This is a genomic window from Bradyrhizobium sp. T-1, assembly GCF_053592855.1.
On the sequence record NZ_CM132115.1, the window covers coordinates 6,162,479 to 6,182,110 of the forward strand.

General features: G+C 65.5%; 13 protein-coding genes and 2 pseudogenes. 12 read left to right on the forward strand and 3 right to left on the reverse strand.

The genetic code is table 11. The features are described 5' to 3' along the window. The first annotated feature begins 29 nt into the window (after positions 1-29). From ACWAT4_RS29550 to ACWAT4_RS29570, 5 genes and pseudogenes are all read left to right on the forward strand, one after another. A complete protein-coding gene (locus ACWAT4_RS29550) occupies positions 30-1,277 on the forward strand; it encodes an MFS transporter (RefSeq protein ID WP_449728720.1) in 1,248 nt (415 codons plus the stop codon). Positions 1,278-1,311: 34 nt separating this feature from the next. Then, positions 1,312-2,517, forward strand: a complete 1,206-nt coding sequence (locus tag ACWAT4_RS29555) for a M20/M25/M40 family metallo-hydrolase (protein WP_449728721.1) — start codon at positions 1,312-1,314, stop codon at positions 2,515-2,517. A gap of 363 nt (positions 2,518-2,880) precedes the next feature. Then, positions 2,881-3,849 carry an IS110 family RNA-guided transposase gene (locus ACWAT4_RS29560; RefSeq protein ID WP_212303881.1) on the forward strand — a complete coding sequence of 323 codons (969 nt, stop codon included), beginning with the start codon at positions 2,881-2,883 and terminating at the stop codon, positions 3,847-3,849. Positions 3,850-4,080: 231 nt separating this feature from the next. Continuing rightward, the gene (locus ACWAT4_RS29565) at positions 4,081-5,169 is read left to right on the forward strand and encodes a mandelate racemase/muconate lactonizing enzyme family protein (protein ID WP_449728722.1); all 1,089 of its coding nucleotides are present in this window, start codon (positions 4,081-4,083) and stop codon (positions 5,167-5,169) included. A 139-nt stretch (positions 5,170-5,308) separates the two neighbouring features. After that, positions 5,309-6,190, forward strand: a pseudogene (locus tag ACWAT4_RS29570) (ISAs1 family transposase); the annotation flags it as partial. 29 nt (positions 6,191-6,219) lie between these two features. On the opposite strand, the gene ACWAT4_RS29575 reads toward ACWAT4_RS29570, so the two are convergent. Continuing rightward, a protein-coding gene (locus tag ACWAT4_RS29575) for an IS3 family transposase (protein WP_212298635.1) occupies positions 6,220-7,388 on the reverse strand; the annotation gives its coding sequence in 2 pieces (ribosomal slippage) (positions 6,220-7,100 and positions 7,100-7,388; 1,170 coding nt in all). A gap of 52 nt (positions 7,389-7,440) precedes the next feature. On the opposite strand from ACWAT4_RS29575, the pseudogene ACWAT4_RS29580 reads away from it, so the two are divergent. The 6 genes and pseudogenes from ACWAT4_RS29580 to ACWAT4_RS29605 all read left to right on the forward strand — a co-directional run. Further along, a pseudogene (locus ACWAT4_RS29580) lies at positions 7,441-7,671 on the forward strand (transposase); the annotation flags it as partial. Positions 7,672-7,914: 243 nt separating this feature from the next. Next, positions 7,915-9,063, forward strand: a complete 1,149-nt coding sequence (locus ACWAT4_RS29585; RefSeq protein WP_212425043.1) for an amidohydrolase — start codon at positions 7,915-7,917, stop codon at positions 9,061-9,063. Positions 9,064-9,126: 63 nt separating this feature from the next. Next, entirely contained in the window at positions 9,127-10,272 is a 1,146-nt protein-coding gene (locus ACWAT4_RS29590) for a caspase family protein (RefSeq protein ID WP_212424828.1), read from the forward strand. A 230-nt stretch (positions 10,273-10,502) separates the two neighbouring features. Continuing rightward, positions 10,503-11,921, forward strand: coding sequence for a sodium:solute symporter family protein (locus ACWAT4_RS29595; RefSeq protein WP_449728723.1), 1,419 nt, complete (start codon positions 10,503-10,505; stop codon positions 11,919-11,921). Then, entirely contained in the window at positions 11,918-13,123 is a 1,206-nt protein-coding gene (locus ACWAT4_RS29600) for a sialidase family protein (protein WP_212424827.1), read from the forward strand. The genes ACWAT4_RS29595 and ACWAT4_RS29600 overlap by 4 nt, the downstream gene beginning before the upstream one ends. A gap of 4 nt (positions 13,124-13,127) precedes the next feature. Beyond that, entirely contained in the window at positions 13,128-13,808 is a 681-nt protein-coding gene (locus ACWAT4_RS29605) for an SDR family NAD(P)-dependent oxidoreductase (protein WP_212424826.1), read from the forward strand. 4 nt (positions 13,809-13,812) lie between these two features. Here ACWAT4_RS29605 and ACWAT4_RS29610 read toward each other — a convergent pair whose 3' ends face one another. Together ACWAT4_RS29610 and ACWAT4_RS29615 are read right to left on the reverse strand one after the other, a co-directional pair. Next, a complete protein-coding gene (locus tag ACWAT4_RS29610) occupies positions 13,813-16,920 on the reverse strand; it encodes a DEAD/DEAH box helicase (RefSeq protein ID WP_449731282.1) in 3,108 nt (1,035 codons plus the stop codon). A gap of 401 nt (positions 16,921-17,321) precedes the next feature. Further along, on the reverse strand, positions 17,322-18,509 hold the full coding sequence (locus ACWAT4_RS29615; protein WP_212424825.1) for a CaiB/BaiF CoA transferase family protein: 1,188 nt from the start codon (positions 18,507-18,509) through the stop codon (positions 17,322-17,324). Between the two features lie 172 nt (positions 18,510-18,681). On the opposite strand from ACWAT4_RS29615, the gene ACWAT4_RS29620 reads away from it, so the two are divergent. After that, positions 18,682-19,569, forward strand: a complete 888-nt coding sequence (locus ACWAT4_RS29620) for a hypothetical protein (protein WP_212424824.1) — start codon at positions 18,682-18,684, stop codon at positions 19,567-19,569. Positions 19,570-19,632: the final 63 nt, after the last annotated feature.

A 19,632-nucleotide genomic window follows, 5' to 3' on the forward strand; every position in this document is an offset into this window, starting at 1 on the left:
GCCAAAACCCTTGCCGGGACGGGACGCTGATGAGTGCGGTTGCGACGGATGAGGCGGGACAGGGCACCCGCGCGCTGATCTTTGCGCTGCTTGCGCTGGCCTGCGGGCACATGCTCTCGACCTTGCTGCGCACCATTCCGGCGGTCAGCCTCGATGTGATGGCGGCGGATTTCCGCATCGAACCGCAGGCGCTGGCGAGCCTCACCTCGGTCTATCCCTTCGCCTTTGCGGCGGCGCAGATCCCGGTCGGCGCCGCGATGGATCGTTTCGGCGTGCGGCCGGTGTCGCTCAGCCTGCTCATGGGAACCGTGGTCGGCGCGATCGCGTCGGGCTTTGCGACGGGGCCATCGAGCTTTGCCCTCGGGCAAGTGCTGCTCGGCATCGCCACGTCGGGCATGCTGATGTGCCCGATGACCTTGGCGGCGAAGCAACTGTCGGCTGCGCGTTTCGGACTATGGTCGGGTGCGATCCTCTCGATCGGCAATATCGGCATGCTGCTGTCGTCGAGCCCGCTGGCCTTCGTGGTCGACCATTACGGCTGGCGCGCCGGGTTCTGGATCTCGGCGCTCGGTGGCGTGCTGGTGGCGCTTGCCGTGTTCCTGCTGGTGCCGAGCCAGCCGGCCGAGCACAAGGACGATTCTTCCCCGCTGTTGCAGATGATCGAGGTGCTCAGGCTCGGATTCTCGCGGCCTCTGCGCGGCCTGATCGCGCTGGCGCTGGTGTCGCTTGCCACCTCGCTGGTGCTGCGCGGGCTGTGGGGCGGGCCATGGCTGATGCAGGTCAAGGGCCTGTCGCGGGTCGAGGCCGGCAACCAGCTCGCTGCGTTCACGCTCGCGATGATCGCAGGACCCCTGTGCGTCGGCATGATCGACCGCAGGATCGGCCGCCGCCGCGAGCTGGTGGCGAGCACGCATATGGTCGGAGGCCTGCTGCTGGCGCTGATGGCGCTCGGCGCGCCGCACTATCTGGTCTCGATGCTGTTCGGCGTGCCCGTGATGCCGCCGCTCTATGATCTCGTGCTGTTCGTGCTCATCGGCATCGCGACCTCCGCCCAGCCATTGCTGTTCGGAATGTCCCGGCAGCTGGTCGACGCGCAAACCGCGGGCAAGGCGCTTGCCGCGATCAACCTCGCCTTCTTCCTCGGCGCGGCGCTGATGCAGTCGGTCACAGGCGCGGTGGCAGCGCTCGCGGGGCTACCGGCGGTGTTGCTGTTCATGGCGGCCGCGCTGCTCGTGGGAGCGATGATCTTTTTGACTTACACCTCGTCGCATTCGTAGGATGGGCACCTCGTGCACCAAGGGAATGAACTCCATGCCTGTCGACACCAAAGCCGCCACCGACCGCCTCATGCGCTTCCTCGCCGTGGAAGGCGTCACCGGACAGGAGGCGGCGATCGGGCGTGAGCTCACCGCCGCGCTGAAGGAGAGCGGCGTGCCGGCCAAGGCGATCCGGCTCGACGACGCCGACAGCCGCATTCCCGTGCCGACCGAGACCGGCAACCTCATCGTCGATCTGCCCGGCCGCGGCGCCCTGCACAACCAGCCGCGCATCATGTTCATGACCCACATGGACACCGTGCCGCTCTGCGCCGGCGCCAAGCCGAAGAAATCCGGCCGCAGAATCGTCAACGAGGCCAAGACCGCGCTCGGCGGCGACAATCGCTGCGGCTGCGGGGTGCTGGTGACCCTGGCGGCCGAGCTCGAAAAGCAGAAGCTCGATCATCCGCCGATCACGCTGCTGTTCTGCGTGCGCGAGGAGAGCGGCCTCTATGGCGCGCGCCACGTCAAGCTCGACGAGCTCGGCTCTCCGGTGATGGCCTTCAACTATGACGGCGGCTCGGCCTCCAACGTGATCATCGGCGCGGTCGGCGCCGATCGCTGGACCGTCGAGATTTTTGGCCGGGCCTCGCATGCCGGCGTCGCGCCGGAGCGCGGCATCTCCTCGACCATGATTATGGCGCTGGCGCTCGCCGAGGTGAAGGCCGGCGGCTGGTTCGGCAAGGTGGTGAAGGGCAAGGGCGCAAGCGCGCGACAAGGCACCAGCAATGTCGGCCCCGTCACCGGCGGCGAAGGCCGCCCCGCGGGCGATGCCACCAATGTCGTCACCGACTATGTGCATGTGCGCGGCGAATGTCGCAGCCATGACGGCAAATTCTTCAAGGAGATCACCAAGGCCTACAAGGCCGCGTTCGAGAAGGCGGCCAAGAAGGTCACCAACGCACAAGGCAAGTCCGGCAAGGTCAAGTTCAAGGCCGAGACCGACTATTTTCCGTTCCGCATGAAGGAGAACCTGCCGGTCGTCAAACGCGCGATCGAGGCCGTATCCGCCGTCGGCGGCACCCCGAACGTCCGCGCCGCCAATGGCGGCCTCGATGCCAACTGGATGGTCCGCCACGGCATTCCGACCGTGACGTTCGGCGCCGGGCAGAACGAGGCACACACGATCGACGAATGGATCAATCTCGACGAATACGATCGCGCCTGCGCGCTGGCCGTGCAGATCGCGACGATGCGGTGAGGTAGGCTGACTTGTAGGGTGGGCTAGCCCGCGGCCGCGCGAAGCGCAGTCCGCTGGCGTAACCCACCAACTTCGTTCGGCAAGTGTGGAAACATGCGTGGGTTACGCCCCGCGATCCGCGCTTCGCACAGTTCGCAGGGCTAACCCACCCTTGTATTAGCCCGATCGCTTATATTGAGGGCCGTTCCGTGAGGAATGGCCCAGCCCGGGAGGCCGCCCGAACTGGGCCGCCGTTCGATCGGATCGGTACCCACCGAAGCCTTGAGGGCTGTCTGACGTAGCGAGATCGCGATCGGCACTTCATCGGGACCCGAATGGTTGAACGAACTTAAGGTTCGCATCACAAGGGAGGGATCGACGAAGATGGCCAAGTCTACCACGATCTGTGCCGGGATCGATACCGGCAAACGGAAGCTTGATGTGGCGATCGAGGGTTGCCGCGAGCCGTTGCAAGTGAAGAACACGTCGGAAGGTCACGCGGCTTTGTTGGCGTGGCTGCGACAGCATCGCGTCAAACGCATCGGCATCGAGGCGAGTGGCGGTTACGAACAGCCTGTCGTCGCCGAACTGCGGCGCAAGCGGTTTGTGGTTGTGGTGTTTCAGCCGGCTCAGGTCCGGGCCTATGGCAAATTCCACTTGCAGCGTGCCAAGAACGATAGGATCGATGCCGCTCTTATTGCCGCCTGCACCGCAGCGGTGCGCAAGATCCATGCTGCGCCCGATCCGCGGTTACTGCGGTTCGCCGAGCAGCTGACCATGATCGATCAGATCGGCGAGGATATCGCGCGCCTCAAGAACAGGATCGAAAGCTGCCGCAATGTGACGATTAACAAGATCTGGCACGAGGATATCGCTCGCCTGGAGCAACGCGAGAAGGCCGCACTCAAGGCCCTGGTCACCTCGATCCGCAAGCACCCTGATCTTGCCAAGCGGCTCGCGCTGATCAACAGCGTCGACGGCATCGGGCTGCCGACTGCCGTTGCCATCCTGGTGCGTCTGCCTGAGATCGGCCGGATCACGCGGGAGCAAGCCGTCGCTCTCGCCGGCCTTGCGCCCTATGACGACGACAGCGGCGACCAGGTCGGAGTGCGGCATATCGAGGGCGGACGAAAGCGGCTGCGTCGCGCCCTTTATACCGCCTCACTGGCTGCATCGTTTCGATGGAACCCGCAGCTCATCCAGCTCTACCAACGCCTGACCGCAGCCGGAAAGGAGCACAAGCGCGCGCTCGTTGCCTGCGCCAGGAAGATGCTCATCTTCGCCAACACAGTGGTGGCTCGCGGCACGCCATGGTGCGGCGAACCGCCGGTGAGATCATTCCCTGTTTCTTAGTTCGACCGGGACGTGTTTCTTCGTCCCGACCTACGGTCCCTCACGACGCCGCGCGCAGCGTCCGTCAAGGATGGCCGTCGCTCGCCCGCACCTCACCTGATCTGCCGCCAGGCCACGCCTTGACGGATGCGAGCACGGCGTCATCATGGCAGGCGCCGACGATCCGAAAGGCAAAACACAGCCGCCAGTTAATGGTTGCTACGAACCAAGAAAAAAACGCAGGGAGGCCACATGGCGCGCATCGCGACGATCGAATCCGGGCTCTACCGGATCCCCCTCCCCGTCACACTGTCCGACTCCACCCATGGCGAGATCGCGGCGTTCGAGCTGATCACCTGCCGTATCAGCGATGCCGATGGTGCGGAGGGCGTCGGCTACACCTATACGGTCGGGCGCAATGGCGGGGCGACATCCGATATCCTCAAGCGCGAGATTCCGCCGCTGGTCGAAGGACGCGAGGCCGACGATACCGAGGCGATCTGGCATCACGTCTGGTGGGGCCTGCATTATGGCGGACGCGGCGGGCCTGCGGTGCTGGCGCTGTCCGCGCTCGACATTGCGCTGTGGGACCTGAAGGCGCGGCGGGCCAAATTGCCGCTGTTCCGCCTGCTCGGCGGATTCGATGCGCGCGTGCCGTGCTACGCCGGCGGCATCGACCTCGATCTGTCGGTCGAGGCCCTGCTGAAGCAGACCGACGGCAATCTCGCAAAAGGCTTTCGCGCCATCAAGATGAAGGTCGGCCGGCCCGATCTCAAATCCGACGTCGCGCGGGTTGCAGCGATGCGGCAGCATCTCGGCGACGGGTTTCCGCTGATGGCGGATGCCAACATGAAATGGACGGTCGAGGAGGCGATCCGCGCCGCCCGCGCCTTCGTGCCCTACGACCTGACCTGGCTGGAAGAGCCGATCATCCCCGACGATGTCGCGGGCCATGCGCGCATCATGCAGGCCGGCGGCGTGCCGATCGCCGCCGGTGAAAATCTGCGCTCGCTGTGGGAGTTCAAGAACTACATCGCGTCGGGTGCGGTCTCCTATCCCGAGCCCGACGTCACCAATTGCGGCGGCGTCAGCGCGTTCATGAAGATCGCGCGGCTGGCGGAGGCGTTCAACCTGCCCGTCACCAGCCACGGTGCGCACGACATCACCGTGCACCTGCTCGCGGCCTGCCCGAACCGATCGTATCTGGAGGCGCACGGTTTCGGGCTCGACAAATATATCGAGCATCCCTTGGTGCTCGAGGACGACAAGGCGCTGGCGCCGGACCGGCCGGGTCATGGCATCGGTTTTGACTGGAAGGGGCTGGCGAAACTGGCAGCGTAGGACAGTCTGCGGCCACGGATGGAGGTGTGCCCCCTCTCCCGCTTGCGGGCAGGGGAATCGCATATGGATTTGCGACCCCTATTGCGTTGTTTTGTAAGATGGATTCTGAGAACGACTCCCACAAGGCGGAGGGAGTCGGATGGGAAAGTTCAAGAAGGCATTTCGGCGATTGTCGGACCCGCGTGCAGCGAACGCACGACACGATCTGCTGGAGGTATTGGTCATCGCCTTGGCTGCTGTGCTTTGCGGAGCAGAGACCTGTTCGGACATGGCGGAGTTTGGGCAGGCCAAGGAAGAGCTGCTGCGGCTGTTTCTGCGCCTGGAGCACGGGATTCCCAGTCACGATACGTTCAGCCGCGTGTTCCGTTTGCTCGACCCGGAGGCCTTCGAGGCGGCATTCCGCCGCTTCATGGCGGCGTTTGCCAAGACCAACCGGCTCGATCTCACCGGGGTGGTTGCGGTCGACGGCAAGGCGCTGCGTGGCGCCTTCGAGCGTGGTTCGCGCTACGAGCCTTTGCATCTGGTCAACGTCTGGGCGGTGGAAGCGCGCATGTCCCTTGCCCAGCAGAAGGCTCCTGGCCGCAACGAGACCAAGGGAGCATTGGAGGTCTTGGCACTGCTGTCGCTCAAAGGCAGCATCGTCACGGCCGATGCGCTGCATTGCCATCGTGCGATGGCCAAGACGGTGCTCGAGCGCGGTGGCGACTACGTGTTGGCGATCAAGGCCAACCGTGGACCTCTGTACAAGACCGTGGTCGCGCAGTTTGCCCGCTCCGGCGAGCGCAGCACAACCAAGAAGGTCGAGCCGTCCACCCACGATCGGCGCGAAGCACGCCGGGCAACCATCATGCGCAACACCAGCTTGGCTGCCGTCCACGACTTCCCGGGCGTCGTCGCGATCGGCCGCGTCACCTCGCGCAGGCAATTGCAGGGCAATCGTGCCGATCCGCCAGTCGTGCGCTATTATCTGCTCTCCAAGTTCATGTCCGCCAAGCGGCTGCTGCAGGTCACGCGCAGTCATTTGATCTTCCCCCGAAAAAGTGGACGGGCTTAAGCTGCTTTTAGCTCCATTTCGATCGGGGCGATATATCCGATGGCGGAATGGAGCCTGGTTCGGTTGTAGAAGCCCTCGATGAAGGCGAAGATATCGCGCTGGGCCTCGGCGCGGGTGTTGTAGTCGCGATGATGGACCAGCTCGGTCTTCAAGGTATGAAAGAAGCTTTCCATCGGGGCATTGTCGTAGCAATCGGCCTTGCGGCTCATCGATGCGGTGATGCCGGCGCCGGTGAGAGCGTTGCGATAGGCGTGTGAGGCATATTGCACGCCGCGATCGGAGTGGTGGATCAATCCGGCCTGCGGGCGTTGCTGGCGGATTGCCATCGTCAGCGCCGCAGATGCGAGTTCGATTTGCATATGATCCCGCATGGCCCAGCCGACGATCTTTCGGCTGAACAGATCCATAACGGCCGCCAGATACAGCCAGCCCTCCGCGGTCGGGATGTAGGTGATATCAGCGAGCCAGACCCGGTTCGGGGCATCCGCCGTGAAGTCGCGCGCGATCAGGTTCGGCGCGATCGGCAGGTCGTGACGGCTGTCAGTGGTGCGAACCCGACGGGGTCGCGCCATGATCGCTCGAATGCCATATCGACGCATTAGCCGTTCGATCCGGCCGCGGCTGGCACCGCGTCCCTGTGTCCGCAGAGCGGCATGAACGCGAGGACTGCCGTAGCGTCCGCTGCTGTCGCGATGGACCTGCTGGATCTCGGCCAGGAGCGCGGCATTGGATTTTGTCCGTTCGCCCACCGGGCGATCGCGCCAGGCATAATAGCCGGCCGGCGAGACCTCGAGCACGGCACACATCAGCCGTACCGGATAGCTGTCGCGGTGGTCTTCGATGAAACGGAAGCTCATGTTCGGGTTCCGGCGAAGATCGCGATCGACTTTTTTAAAATGTCGCGCTCCATGCGCAGCCGTTCGTTCTCCTGGCGCAGACGGGCGATCTCCGAAGCCTGGTCCGCCGACATCGGCGTCGCCTGCGTGGTGGGGCGCCACGCCGCCGATGCCGGCTGCTGCCGGAACTGGTCGACCCAGCGCCGCAGCACCGAGTCGCGCAGACCGAGCTCCTTGGCCACCGACGTGACCGAGCGACCGCTCGAGATCACCAGCTCGACCGCCTGGCGCTTGTACTCCTCGGTAAACGACCGACGTTGACGTTCCATTCGACACCTCCGGGCTCAATGAGCCTACCACAGGTGTCCACTCATTCGGAGGAGGTTCAATTGGACCATCGAGAACCAATTGCACTGGGTGCTCGACGTCCACTTCGACGAGGATGGCAACCGGGCGAGATTGGACCATGCTCCGGAGAATCTCGCCCGCCTGCGCAGGCTCGCACTCAACATCCTTCAATCTTGCCCCGGCCCCACCTCCATACGTCGCAAAATCAAGCGCGCGGGGTGGGACAACAGCTTCCTCCTCGCCCTGTTCGGTCATATGCGATAGCCCTGCGCTTGCGGGAGAGGGTTGGGGAGAGGGTGCCTCCACAGTGAGACTCCCTATGACGGTCGAACCCTCTCCCGGCCTCTCCCGCAAGCGGGAGAGGTGAAGCGGAGCGCGCAGCGCGGTCGGTCTGCCCAGCAATCACCGAACTCGCTTCTGCACGCGAGGCATTCCGAGGCGCTTGATGCGGCGGCCAGATAATCCGCTATGCTGCCTGCAATCGCCATCTTTCGAGAGAGCCACGCCTTGCCCCCTGAGCTGCACAAGAAACTGACCGCGTGGCGCCAGCATCTGCATGCCCACCCCGAGGTATCCCTGCAGGAGAAGGCGACCGCCGCCTTCGTGCAGGAGCGGCTCACCGAGCTCGGCATTCCCTTCGAAGCCGGAATCGGCGGTCATGGCGTGGTCGCGACGCTGACGCGCGGAGCGGCCGAGGGGCGCGTCGGCTTGCGCGCAGATATGGACGCGCTTCCGATCACCGAGGATACCGGGCTTGCCTACGCCTCGAAAAATCCGGGCGTGATGCATGCCTGCGGACATGACGGGCACACGGCCTCGCTGCTGGGCGCCGCCGCGCTGCTCGCCGCGGACACCAGCTGGAGCGGCACGATCGATTTCATCTTCCAGCCGGCCGAAGAAGGTTTTGGCGGCTCGCGCGCGATGGTCGCGGCCGGGCTGTTCGAGCGTTTCCCGATGCAGCGCGTGTTCGGCTTCCACAATTGGCCGGGCCTGGATGCCGGCACCATCGCGGTTCATGACGGCGTGGTCATGGCTTCCGGCGGCCGCGTCACCATCACCATCGAGGGCCACGCCGGTCACGCCGGCATGCCGCATCTGACGCGCGATCCGGTGATGGCGGCCGGCCATCTGATCGTGGCGCTGCAGTCGATCGTGTCCCGCAGCGTCGATCCGCTCGACACCGCCGTGCTCTCGCTGTGCACGATCGAGGGCGGCACCGCGCCGAACCAGGTCGCGGGCAAGGTCGTGATCCGCGGCACGCTGCGGCATCACCGCAACGAGGTGAAGGACATCATCCTCGCGCGGATCGGCGACATCTGCGCCGGCATCGCCACGAGCTTCGACGTCAAGGTCACGCCCGACATCGTCCTGGGCGTCGGCGTGGTCAGCAACACGCCGGAGGAAGCTGGCCTCGCGCGCATCGCCGCGGACAAGGTGCGGGCGCCGCTGCGGCGCGATCTGGCGCCGAGCATGGCGGGCGAGGATTTCGCCTTCTATCTCCAGCACCGCCCCGGCGCGTTTGTCTGGATCGGCAACGGGCCCTTGCGCGACGGCGCCGAGTTGCACGGCCCGCGCTACGATTTCAACGATACCATCCTCCCCGTCGCGTCGAGCTGGATGGCCGAAGTCGCCAAGACGGCGCTGTCGGCGAACTAGCCCCGTGGCTCCCCCGGATCGGTTGCGCTAGGATGGCAACGCGTTCGAGCCAGCGGGATCCGGATGAACCGGCGTGAATTCGTCTCAGGGTTGACGGCGGCAACTGCGCTTGCAGGCGTGGCTGCGACGGCCGCAGCCACGGAGAGCCGGCGGGTCGCGCTCGTCATCGGCAACGGTGCCTACAGGAACGTGCCCACCCTGACCAATCCGCCGAACGACGCCAGCGACATCGCCGCGGCGCTGAGCCGACTTGGCTTCACCGTCGCCCTGGCGACGAACGCCGGCTTCGACGACATGCGCCGCAGGTTGATCGCATTCGGGCGCGACGCCGCCGGCGCCGACATGGCAGCCGTGTACTTCGCCGGCCATGGCATGGAGATCAATGGTGAGAACTGGCTGATCCCGATCGACGCCGAGCTGAAACGCGACACCGACGCGGCGAATGAAGCCATCAACCTGCAAAGCGTGATGCTGCAGGTGTCCAACACCACGAGCCTTGGCCTCGTCATCCTCGATGCCTGCCGCAACAATCCGTTTGCCGCCAGGATGAATCGATCGATGGCCACGCGTGCGGCCCCCACGAGCGGGCTCGGCCGCATCGAGCCCGTCGGCAACGTTCTCGTCGCCTATGCCGCGCGCGACGGCACCACGGCGCTCGACGGCGAGGCGCGCAACAGCCCGTTTGCAGCAGCGCTGCTGCGCAACATCGAGGCGCCGGGCGTCGAGGTGACCTTCATGTTCCGCAACGTCCGCGACGACGTGATGGAAGCAACGCGCAACGAGCAGCAGCCGTTCGTCTACGGTTCGCTGTCGCGCAAGGCGATCTACCTCGCGGGCCGGCCACCGGACGGTGCGGAGGGAACGCCAACGCAGGCTGCCGTCTCTCCTGCGCCAATGCAGACGACGACGGCGCCAACGATCGATCCCGCGCTGGTCGGCACCTGGGAGATCATGGTGCCGAGCGGCAGAGGGCAGTCGCGCTGGATCTGGCAGATCATGGGCGACGGCACCTACCGGTTCCACGCCGAGCCGCAGCGCTCGGCCCGTGCGCACGAAGGCACCATCACGGCGGCGAACGGCCGCTGGACCCTGCACGCCATCAGGGGCCTGTCAGGCTACAGCGACGGCGGCGCCTACGAGATCCACGATGCGCTGGCGGTGATTACCGGCAAGCTCGGCACCGGCGCCTGGAAACGCAGCGCCGAATAGATGCGTTAGGCGTACCGCCCCGCCGGGCCGCGATCGCGGCCGTGCGCTGGCTCCCGCCCTGCGCTCTGGAACCCAGGTTTCCCCGGCGGCCTTGCGGCGTGCGCTTGACGCACGGCGCCCGGGCAGGTTTAATGAGTTTTAAGAACAATTGTTCGCATTCCGAACATTAGCCGTCGGGCACAAGCGGGCTCACAACACCGCGTCCCGCACCACCAGAGGAAACGTCACCGATGCAAGCTCTCCTCAACGGCGAAAGCACGCTCATCGTCACGATGATCGTCGCCTACATCGCCTTCACCTCCTGGCTCACGCTGAAGCTGCGCAGCCGGACCAGCGATCAGTTCATGACCGCGTCCCGCGCGATGCCGGCCGTGGTCGTCGGCGTGCTGATGATGAGCGAATTCGTCGGCGCCAAATCGACCGTCGGCACGGCGCAGGAGGCGTTCCAGTCCGGCATGGCTGCGGGATGGGCCGTGCTCGGCGCCTCGATCGGCTTCCTGCTGTTCGGCATGTTGATGGTGAAGAAGCTCTACAATTCCGGCGAATACACCATCTCGGCCGCGATCGCGCAGAAATACGGCAAGTCGACCATGCTCACGGTGTCCGTGATCATGATCTACGCGCTGCTGCTGGTGAATGTCGGCAATTACGTCAGCGGCGCGGCCGCGATTGCCACCTCGCTGCATGTCAGCATGCCGGTTGCGATGTGCATCATCGCCGTGGTCTCGACCTTCTATTACGTGTTCGGCGGACTCAAGGGCGTCGCCTGGGTGACGATCCTGCACAGCGCCTTCAAGGTCGTCGGCATCGTCATCATCTTCGCGGTCGCGATGTCGCTGACCGGCGGCATCGCGCCGATGCAGGCCAAGCTTCCGGCTTATTATTTCAGCTGGGACGGCAAGATCGGCTTTGCGACCATCTTCGCCTGGACCTTCGGCACGGTCGGCGCGATCTTCTCGACACAGTTCATCGTGCAGGCGATCTCCTCGACGCCGAGCGCCGATGACGCCCGCAAGGCGACGTATTATGCCGCGGCATTCTGCCTTCCGCTCGGCCTCCTGCTGGCGCTGATCGGCGTCGCCGCAAAGTATCTCTATCCCGACATGAACAGCCTCTATGCGCTGCCGGTGTTCCTGGAGAAGATGCCGCCGCTGGCCTCCGCCTTCGTGACGACCTCGCTGGTCGCCTCGATCTTCGTCAGCGTCTGCACCGTCGCGCTTGCGATCGCCTCGCTGGTGGTGCGCGATTTCTACGTGCCGTATTGGCAGCCGACGCCGGAGCGCGAGCTGAAGATGACCCGCGTGTTCTCGATCGTGATCGCCATCGTGCCGCTGGTCTTCGTGTTCTTCATTCCGGAGATCCTGAAACTGTCGTTCTTCACGCGCGCGCTGCGCCTGTCGATCACGATGGTCGCGATGCTGGGCTTCTATCTGCCGCTGTTCGCCAGCAACCGCGGCGCCACCGCCGGCCTGATCGGCGCCGCCGTCTCGACCACTGTCTGGTACCTGCTCGGCAACCCCTTCGGCATCGACAACATGTACATCGCCGCCGTGACGCCGCTGGTCGTGATGGCGATCGAGCGCCTGGTGATGGGCGCCGCGCCGCAGCCGGCGCAATCCAATGCTTTCGTTGAAAGGACTTCGACATGACCATCGGTGCCGAGGTCGCGATCACCGACATCGAGATCGCCGCCGATGGGGTCGTTCGCCCCGCGGCCGGCGATCCCGACCGGTTTGACGCCTTCATTCCCTCGCCTTGCGTGCAGAACCATGCCGCCAATCTGATGCCGCTCGCCAATGGCGATCTCGCCTGCGTCTGGTTCGGCGGCACGCAGGAGGGCATGTCGGACATCTCGGTGTATTTCTCGCGGCTTCCGCGCGGCGCGGCGCAATGGTCGGCGGCCGAAAAGCTGTCCGACGATTCCGGCCGCTCCGAGCAGAACCCGGTGCTGTTCCCCGCCCCTGACGGCACGCTGTGGCTGATGTGGACGGCGCAACTGGCGGGCAACCAGGACACCGCCATCATCCGCCGCCGCCTCTCGCGCGACCATGGCAGGAGTTGGGGCCCGATCGAGACGCTGTTTCCGGAGCATCGCGGCCGCGGCACCTTCATCCGCCAGCCGATCGTCGTGCTCGACAATGGCGACTGGCTGCTGCCCGTGTTCTATTGCCACAGCATGCCGGGCCGGAAATGGAACGGCGACGAGGACACCAGCGCGGTGAAGATCTCGTCCGACGCGGGAGCCACCTGGCGCGACATCGACGTCCCCGGCAGCCGCGGCTGCGTGCATATGAGCATCGTGCGCCTCGACGACGGCTCGCTGGTTGCGATGTATCGCAGCCGCTGGGCCGACAACATCTATCAGAGCCGATCCACCGATCACGGCCGCAGCTGGTCGGCGCCGGTTGCGACCGCGCTGCCGAACAACAATTCCTCGATCCAGCTCACGCGGCTCGACAACGGGCATCTCGCGCTGGTCTTCAACGATTCCAGCGCCCGGAACGCAACGGATCGCCGCCTCTCGCTCTATGACGAGATCGAGGACGATCTTCCGCCCGTGCTCACCGGCGACGGCGGCAAAACCGACGGACGTACTGCGTTCTGGGGCGCGCCGCGGGCGCCGATGACGCTGGCGATCTCGCGCGACGGCGGACGCACATGGGCCAAGCGCGACGTCGAGACCGGCGACGGCTATTGCATGACCAACAATTCGCGCGACCAGACCAATCGCGAACTGTCCTACCCTTCCGTCAAGCAGACCGCGGACGGCGCGATCCACATGGCCTTCACCTTCCATCGCCGCGCCATCAAATATGTGCGCGTGACCGAACCATGGGTGCAGCAGGACTAAGGTGATGGACAAGCGGCCGCACGCGCTCGTCACGGGCGCCAGTTCGGGGATCGGCGCCGCGATCGTCGAGCGTCTGCTGCGCGACGGCTGGCGCGTCACCGGAATCAGCCGACGGCCCGGGCCATTCGATCATCCGGCATTCGCGCATCTGCCGCTCGATCTCGCCGATGTCGATTCCATCGCCGCCGCTGTCACCGGTCTCGCTCCGACGGCGCTGGTTCACGCGGCCGGCCTGCTGAAAGTCGGCTCGCTCGGATCGCTCGACCATGATGACGGTGCGGCGATGTGGCGGCTGCATGTCGACGTCGCCGAGCGTCTCGCCGACGCGCTGGCACCGCGCCTGCCGAAAGGCGGGCGCATCGTCTTCATCGGCAGCCGCACCGCCTCGGGCGCGGCCGGCCGCGGGCAATATGCCGCGACGAAAGCGGCGCTGGTCGCGCTGGCGCGGTCCTGGGCGAGCGAGCTGGCGCCGCGCGGCATCACTGTCAATGTGGTTTCGCCCGCCGCGACCGAGACGCCGATGCTGAAGGACCCCACGCGGGCTAATGTCACGCCAAAGCTGCCGCCGATCGGCCGCTTCATTCAACCGGAGGAAGTCGCCGCCGCCGTGGCCTTCCTGCTTTCAGGCGAAGCTGCCGCCATCACCGGGCAGCAGCTCGTGATTTGCGGCGGCAGCTCGCTCTGAATTTTCACGCCTCGTCGAGAAGCTCGAACAATTGCTCGACCCGGTCGAACGGGGCATCGCGCGTCGGGCTGTGGTAGACGACGCGATCGCCGTCACGTTGCAGCGTCTTTCCTTTTGACTTCCGCAACCGCCCCGGCAGGAACGTCGCGGCCACCGCGCTTTGCCCCACATCGAGGCGGATGATGCCTCGGCGCTTGCAGTCCAGCCTCAGCCGCGCCGCCGCAAAAAAATCGCGGGCGGCCTGCGGCAGGGGTCCGAAGCGGCGCGAGGTTTCCTCCTCGAGATCGTCGAGCTCGTCCTCGCTGGCGCAGCGGGCGGCACGGGCATAGAGCTCCAACCGCACGGGGGCGGATTGCACATAGCCCGGAGGCAGCATGTCCGCGACCGGCAGATTGAGATCGGGCACCCACACCACGGACCTGCCGTCATCGACCTTCTCCGAGGCCATTTTCAGGAGATGGCTGTAGAGCACGGGCCCGAACACCTGGACGTGGCCGGATTGCTGCTCCGAGAACAGATCGCCCGCGCCGCGCAGATCGAGGTCGCGCTCGCTGATGGCGAAACCGGCGCCGGGACGGCTGAACTCCTCCAGCACGGCGAGCCGCTTCTCGGACTGCCCCGAGGCCGACTCGGTCAGGAGAAACGCAAAGGCCCGGATGCCGCCGCGACCGACGCGCCCGCGCAGCTGGTGCAGCTGGGCCAGACCGAAATTTTCGGGCCAGCACACCACGATGGTGTTGGCGCGCGGGATGTCGAGGCCGCTCTCGACGATGTTGGTGGCGAGCAGAACGTCGGCCTTGCCCTCGACGAAGGTCATCATGCGATCGTCGATCTCATCGGCCGGCAGCTTGCCGTGCAGACAGACGATCTTGAGATCGGGTGCCACCGCCTGCACGCGCGCCAGCATCGGCTCGAGATCCTGGATGCGCGGGCAGATCAGAAAACTCTGGCCGTGCCGCCGCTGCTCGCGCAGCAGGGCCGAGGCGATCGCGGCATCCGACAGCGGCGCGATCTTGGTCGCGACCGGAAGCCGGTGAACGGGCGGCGACGCAATGACGCTGAGATCCCTGAAGCCGGCAAGACCCGCAGCGAGCGTGCGCGGGATCGGCGTGGCGCTCATCCAGAGCGTATGGGCATTCTTGGCAAGCCCCGAGAGTTTTGCCTTCTCGGCCGCGCCAAAATGCTGCTCCTCGTCGATGATGACGAGGCCGAGATCGTCGAACTTGACGTCCTTCGACGTCAGCGCCTGCGTGCCGACCACGACTTTGATCCGGCCGCTGCGCAAGCCTTCCTTGGTCTCCCGCGTCTCGGCACCCGAGATGGCGCGCGACAGGCTGCCGACCTCGATCTCGAGCGGCGCGAAGCGCTTGCGGAAGGTGGCGACGTGCTGCCGGGCCAAGACGGTCGTCGGCACCGCGATCGCGACCTGCTTCCCTGATAGCACCACGGCCGCCGCCGCGCGCAACGCCACCTCGGTCTTGCCGAAGCCGACGTCGCCGCAGATCACCCGGTCCATGGGATGGCCGGATGCAAGATCATCCAGCACGTCGTGGATGGCCTTGGCCTGATCGATGGTCGTGAAATAGGGGAAGCGCGCCACGAATTTTTCGTAGGCCGAGCCCGGTGGGACCAGCTTTGCCGCCTTGCGCCGCTTGCGCTGGCTGATGTGCTTGGCGAGCAACTTGCCGGCGGCCTGAATCTCCTGCTCGGCCTCGCTGCGGCGGGCCCACCATGTGCTGCCATCCGCCTTGTCGAGCGCGAGCTTGCCGCGCTCGGTTGAATAAGGCCACATCAGCGCGAGATCAGGCGGCGGCACCAGGACTGCGTTGTCGCCAGCGAAGGACAGCCTGACGAGTTCGCGCATGGCGCCGCCGCCGGTGTTTACGGTCTGCAAGCCATCGAGCACGCCGATGCCGCGCTGAAGATGCACGACCACCGTGCCCGGCTCCGGCACGTCGGCGTGATCGAAGGCCGCGCTCCAGCTGCGCGCCATCGGCTGCGGATGATGCGCGCGGCTGCCGAGCACGTCACTCGCCGTCAGGACCACCGCGGCCTTCTTGCCGGGAATGACGAAGCCGGCGTCGAGATCGGCGAGCAGCGCCACGTCGCGAGGGCGCGCGCTCTCGGCCTCATTCCAATTCTCGACACGTTCCGCCCGGACGCCGCTCATCCGCTCCATCACGCGGAGATCTTCTTCCTGTGCCGCGACGAGGATCAGGCGCGAACCGGCCCGCCTGATCTCCTCGACGAAAGCGCGCAGCGCTTTCCTGGTGGACGACAGCTTGGAGAATTCCGGCGTCGGCTGGAACGGGGCGGTTCGCGACAGCACTTTCATGCCGCGGGTCGCCTGCTTCCAGTCGCTCCGTCCCAGATATTCGCGCTCCCTGTCGGCGCGGCCGGCAGCCTCCTCGATCGTGCTCAGCCAGGCATCGGCATGCACCGACACGCCGGCGTCCGCGATCCACTTGGCCTTGCCGCAATAGTCGAACAGGGTCGCGCGCTTGGCCCGCGCGCCTGACATGGCTGTTCGTTCCGACATGGGATCGACGAGAAGCTCTTTTGTCTCGAAGATGATCTCGTGCTCTTGCGGATCGAACGCCACGATGCGCCTGATGGCGCGCTCCGAGTGCTCGACCCGGAACGGTCCCAGCGCGCCGGCCGGAAAGATCTCGAAGGTCTGGCCGTGAAACAGCACGCCGCCCGGGTAGTCCGGTTCATCGTCGAGATCGTAGCCCAGCTCTTCGAGACGGACGCGAAGCTCGCTCTCCGAGAATGTCCCGCCGACCTTCAAACCCGTGTTCAAGCGCAACAGGCTCGCCGGCGGCGGCAAGCGCTCCATCACGGCTTCGGCCGTGGAGATGAGAAAGATCGGCTGTTTGGTTTTCGCCAGGCGCCGCAGCACCGAGGTGCGGCGGCCTGCGATCTCGCGCGATGGTTCCAATTGATCGAACGGCAGGGTGTTCAGCCGCGGAAACACCAGGACTTCGCAGGACGGGTCCAGCGCGTGAATCACGCTGCCGAGCCGCTCCGCCCGGTTCTCGCTCTCGGCAAGGAAAACGAGTCCGCTGCGGCCTGATTCCTTCCATTGCGCCAGCAGATGCAGCGCCATCATGCCGAGGGGCGACGACGAGGCGATTGTGGCGCGCTGCGGGCCCTTGCCCGGCTTCGGTGACGCCTTGCTTGGCGAGCGCCTGCTTGTCGGGCTCTTCGCCGGCAGGCGCTTCTTCGGCGAACTCTTGACTGACGAGTTCTTGGTGGCTGGCCGCACTTTCTTGGAATGACGCACGTGAATCCGTTTCTCGCCGTAAGCAGTCGTCAATGGCACACGCGGCCGAGCTCGAGGGCGATTCGGTCGCGGACGGCCATGCCGATGGGATGAAGCGTGCGAACGCACGCCTCCCTAAAACCTCATACGACGCAAAGATCGTCGGCCAACGCAGAAAGCGCGAGGACAAGCCGCCAGTCGTCTAGCAGACGCGCCCGCTCATTTCCACTCTCGTTTCGACGCTGCGCCTAAATGATGCCGCTCTGCCGAAGCGCCGCAATCGCTGCCTTGTCGTAGCCAAGTTCCGCCAGCACGGTATCCGTGTGCTCGCCGAGCGTCGGCGGACGTGCTGCGATTTCGCCCGGCGTTTCCGACAGCCGGATCGCGGCGCGGGCAACCGGTGCTTGTTTCGGCAAGCCGGGATAGTCGACGTCCTGAAGGAAGCCGGCGGCGCGGATGTGCGGATGATCCAGTGCCTGCTGCGGACTCAAAACGGGCCCGGTCGGGATCATCGCCTTGCCGAGCGTGTCGACCGCCTCCTGCGTGGTACGCTCCGCGCACCAGCGCGCCATCCGCTCGCTGATGATGGCGCCGTTGTTGCCGCGGCTGATGTCATCGGCGAAGCGCGGATCGTTCAGCCACTGCTCCTCCTCGCCCATCAGCCTCGCCCAGCGCTTGAACAGCGGATGGCCCGTGACCTGGCACAGCACCCAGCCGTCCTTGGTGCGGTAGATATCCGCCGGCGCCGCAGTCTGGCCGAGATTGCCGGTCGGAACGCGGTTGACGTTGATGACCGCCTGCTCGATCAGCGTGGCATTGGTGAAGGACAGCGCGGTCGCAAGCAATGCGCCCTCGACGATCTGTCCGCGCCCGGATTTGCCGCGCTCGATCAGGGCTGCGAGCGTCCCGAACGCGCAATGCAGCGCGGTGCCGAAATCGACCCAGTTCACGGCCGCGCGGTACGGCGGATCGCCGGCGCCGGTCATGTAGACCGAGCCCGACATGACCTGTCCGACGCCGTCAAAGCCGACGCGGTCGGACCAGGGCCCCGGCCCGCCGAACGCGGTTGCGGTCGTCAGGATGATGTCTGATTTGATCGCTCTCAACGAGTCGTAGTCGAGCTTCATCGCGCGCAAGGTCTGCGGAGGCAGATTGGCGACGACCACGTCTGCCGTCGCCACCAGGCGTCGCATCACCTCCTGCCCCTCCGCCGTCATGGGATCGAGCGTGATGCACTTCTTGTTGCGGTTGACCTGGAGGAACAATGCGCCCTCGCCACCCTCGCCGACCGGCGCCACGAAGCGGTCCTCGCTGCCGTCGCGCTTTTCGACGCGAATGACCTCGGCGCCGAACTCGGCCAGCAATGTCGCGCAATACGGCCCCGCGATATAGCGCCCGAAATCGAGGACGCGCACGCCTTCCAGAACTCCCCCCATCGGCCTCATTCCCTCATGTCTTTGCGGTCAGATTACAGGGAATGGGTGCCGCGGCAAGGTGGCGAGGGACACGATGCCCAACCTGCAAGATGTGATCAGCCAACCGTTTCGGCTGGCGGAAATTCTGCTCTAGTATGGGCCTGTCCGTCCCTCCAGCGAGAAGCGCAGCTCCATGCCGCAACAATTCGATCGATCCGCAGAAGATCTCGGCAACGCCATTCATTTCGAGCACGTCAACATCCAGGTTCCGGACCAGCGCCTCGCCACGCTGTTCTACGTCACCGGCCTCGGGCTGACCCGCGATCCCTATCTGATGGTGTCCGACACCAACATGTGGATCAATGCCGGACGAAGCCAGTTTCATCTCCCGAGCGGCAAGGCGCAGGTGCTGCGCGGCCATACCGGGCTCGTCATCGAGGGCCGCGAGGCCCTGCTGACGCGATTGGCTTCGGTCAAGAGCAAGCTCGAAGGCACGGCCTTTGCCTATGCCGAGCACAACGACTATGTCGAAGCCACCTGCCCGTGGGGCAACCGCATCCGCGTCCACGAACCGGACGCGGCGCGCTTCGGGCGCATCACGCTCGGCATCCCCTATGTCGAGTTTGATGTGCCGGCCGGATCAGCGCAGGCGATCTGCGCCTTCTATCCCGCGATCATGGGCATGCCGGCGGCCTTGCGCAACGGCGACGGCAAGGTCGCGGCGGTGAAGACCGGCCGCGACCAGCACCTGCTGTTCCGGGAGACCGATCGGCCGCAACCCGGCTATGACGGCCACCATGTGCAGATGTACATCACCGATTTCTCCGGCCCGTACCGCAAGCTGCTGGCGCGCGACCTGATCTCCCGCGAGGACAATCAATACCAGTACCGCTTCTGCGACATCGTCGATCTCGACAGCGGCAAGCTTCTCTTCACCGTCGAGCACGAGGTACGCAGCGCGACGCATCCGATGTTCATGCGGCCGATGGTCAACCGCAATCCTTCGGTCAACAACCGCAACTTCGCGTACGGCCACGATCAGGCATCGTGGGCGATGGGGCCGGATCAGTACGAGGGATAGGACTCCCGCGACGAAATCATGATCGCGCGCGAGAGCGTGACCCCGGTCACGGCAATCACCGGC

Bases quoted from the DNA above. Each gene is read 5' to 3' on its own strand.
- ACWAT4_RS29560 (WP_212303881.1), top strand. From the start codon at position 2,881: ATGGCCAAGTCTACCACGATCTGTGCCGGGATCGATACCGGCAAACGG.
- ACWAT4_RS29605 (WP_212424826.1), top strand. From the start codon at position 13,128: ATGGACAAGCGGCCGCACGCGCTCGTCACGGGCGCCAGTTCGGGGATC.
- ACWAT4_RS29550 (WP_449728720.1), top strand. From the start codon at position 30: ATGAGTGCGGTTGCGACGGATGAGGCGGGACAGGGCACCCGCGCGCTG.
- ACWAT4_RS29610 (WP_449731282.1), bottom strand. From the start codon at position 16,920: ATGATGGCGCTGCATCTGCTGGCGCAATGGAAGGAATCAGGCCGCAGC.
- ACWAT4_RS29600 (WP_212424827.1), top strand. From the start codon at position 11,918: ATGACCATCGGTGCCGAGGTCGCGATCACCGACATCGAGATCGCCGCC.
- ACWAT4_RS29555 (WP_449728721.1), top strand. From the start codon at position 1,312: ATGCCTGTCGACACCAAAGCCGCCACCGACCGCCTCATGCGCTTCCTC.
- ACWAT4_RS29615 (WP_212424825.1), bottom strand. From the start codon at position 18,509: ATGGGGGGAGTTCTGGAAGGCGTGCGCGTCCTCGATTTCGGGCGCTAT.
- ACWAT4_RS29620 (WP_212424824.1), top strand. From the start codon at position 18,682: ATGCCGCAACAATTCGATCGATCCGCAGAAGATCTCGGCAACGCCATT.
- ACWAT4_RS29590 (WP_212424828.1), top strand. From the start codon at position 9,127: ATGAACCGGCGTGAATTCGTCTCAGGGTTGACGGCGGCAACTGCGCTT.
- ACWAT4_RS29565 (WP_449728722.1), top strand. From the start codon at position 4,081: ATGGCGCGCATCGCGACGATCGAATCCGGGCTCTACCGGATCCCCCTC.
- ACWAT4_RS29595 (WP_449728723.1), top strand. From the start codon at position 10,503: ATGCAAGCTCTCCTCAACGGCGAAAGCACGCTCATCGTCACGATGATC.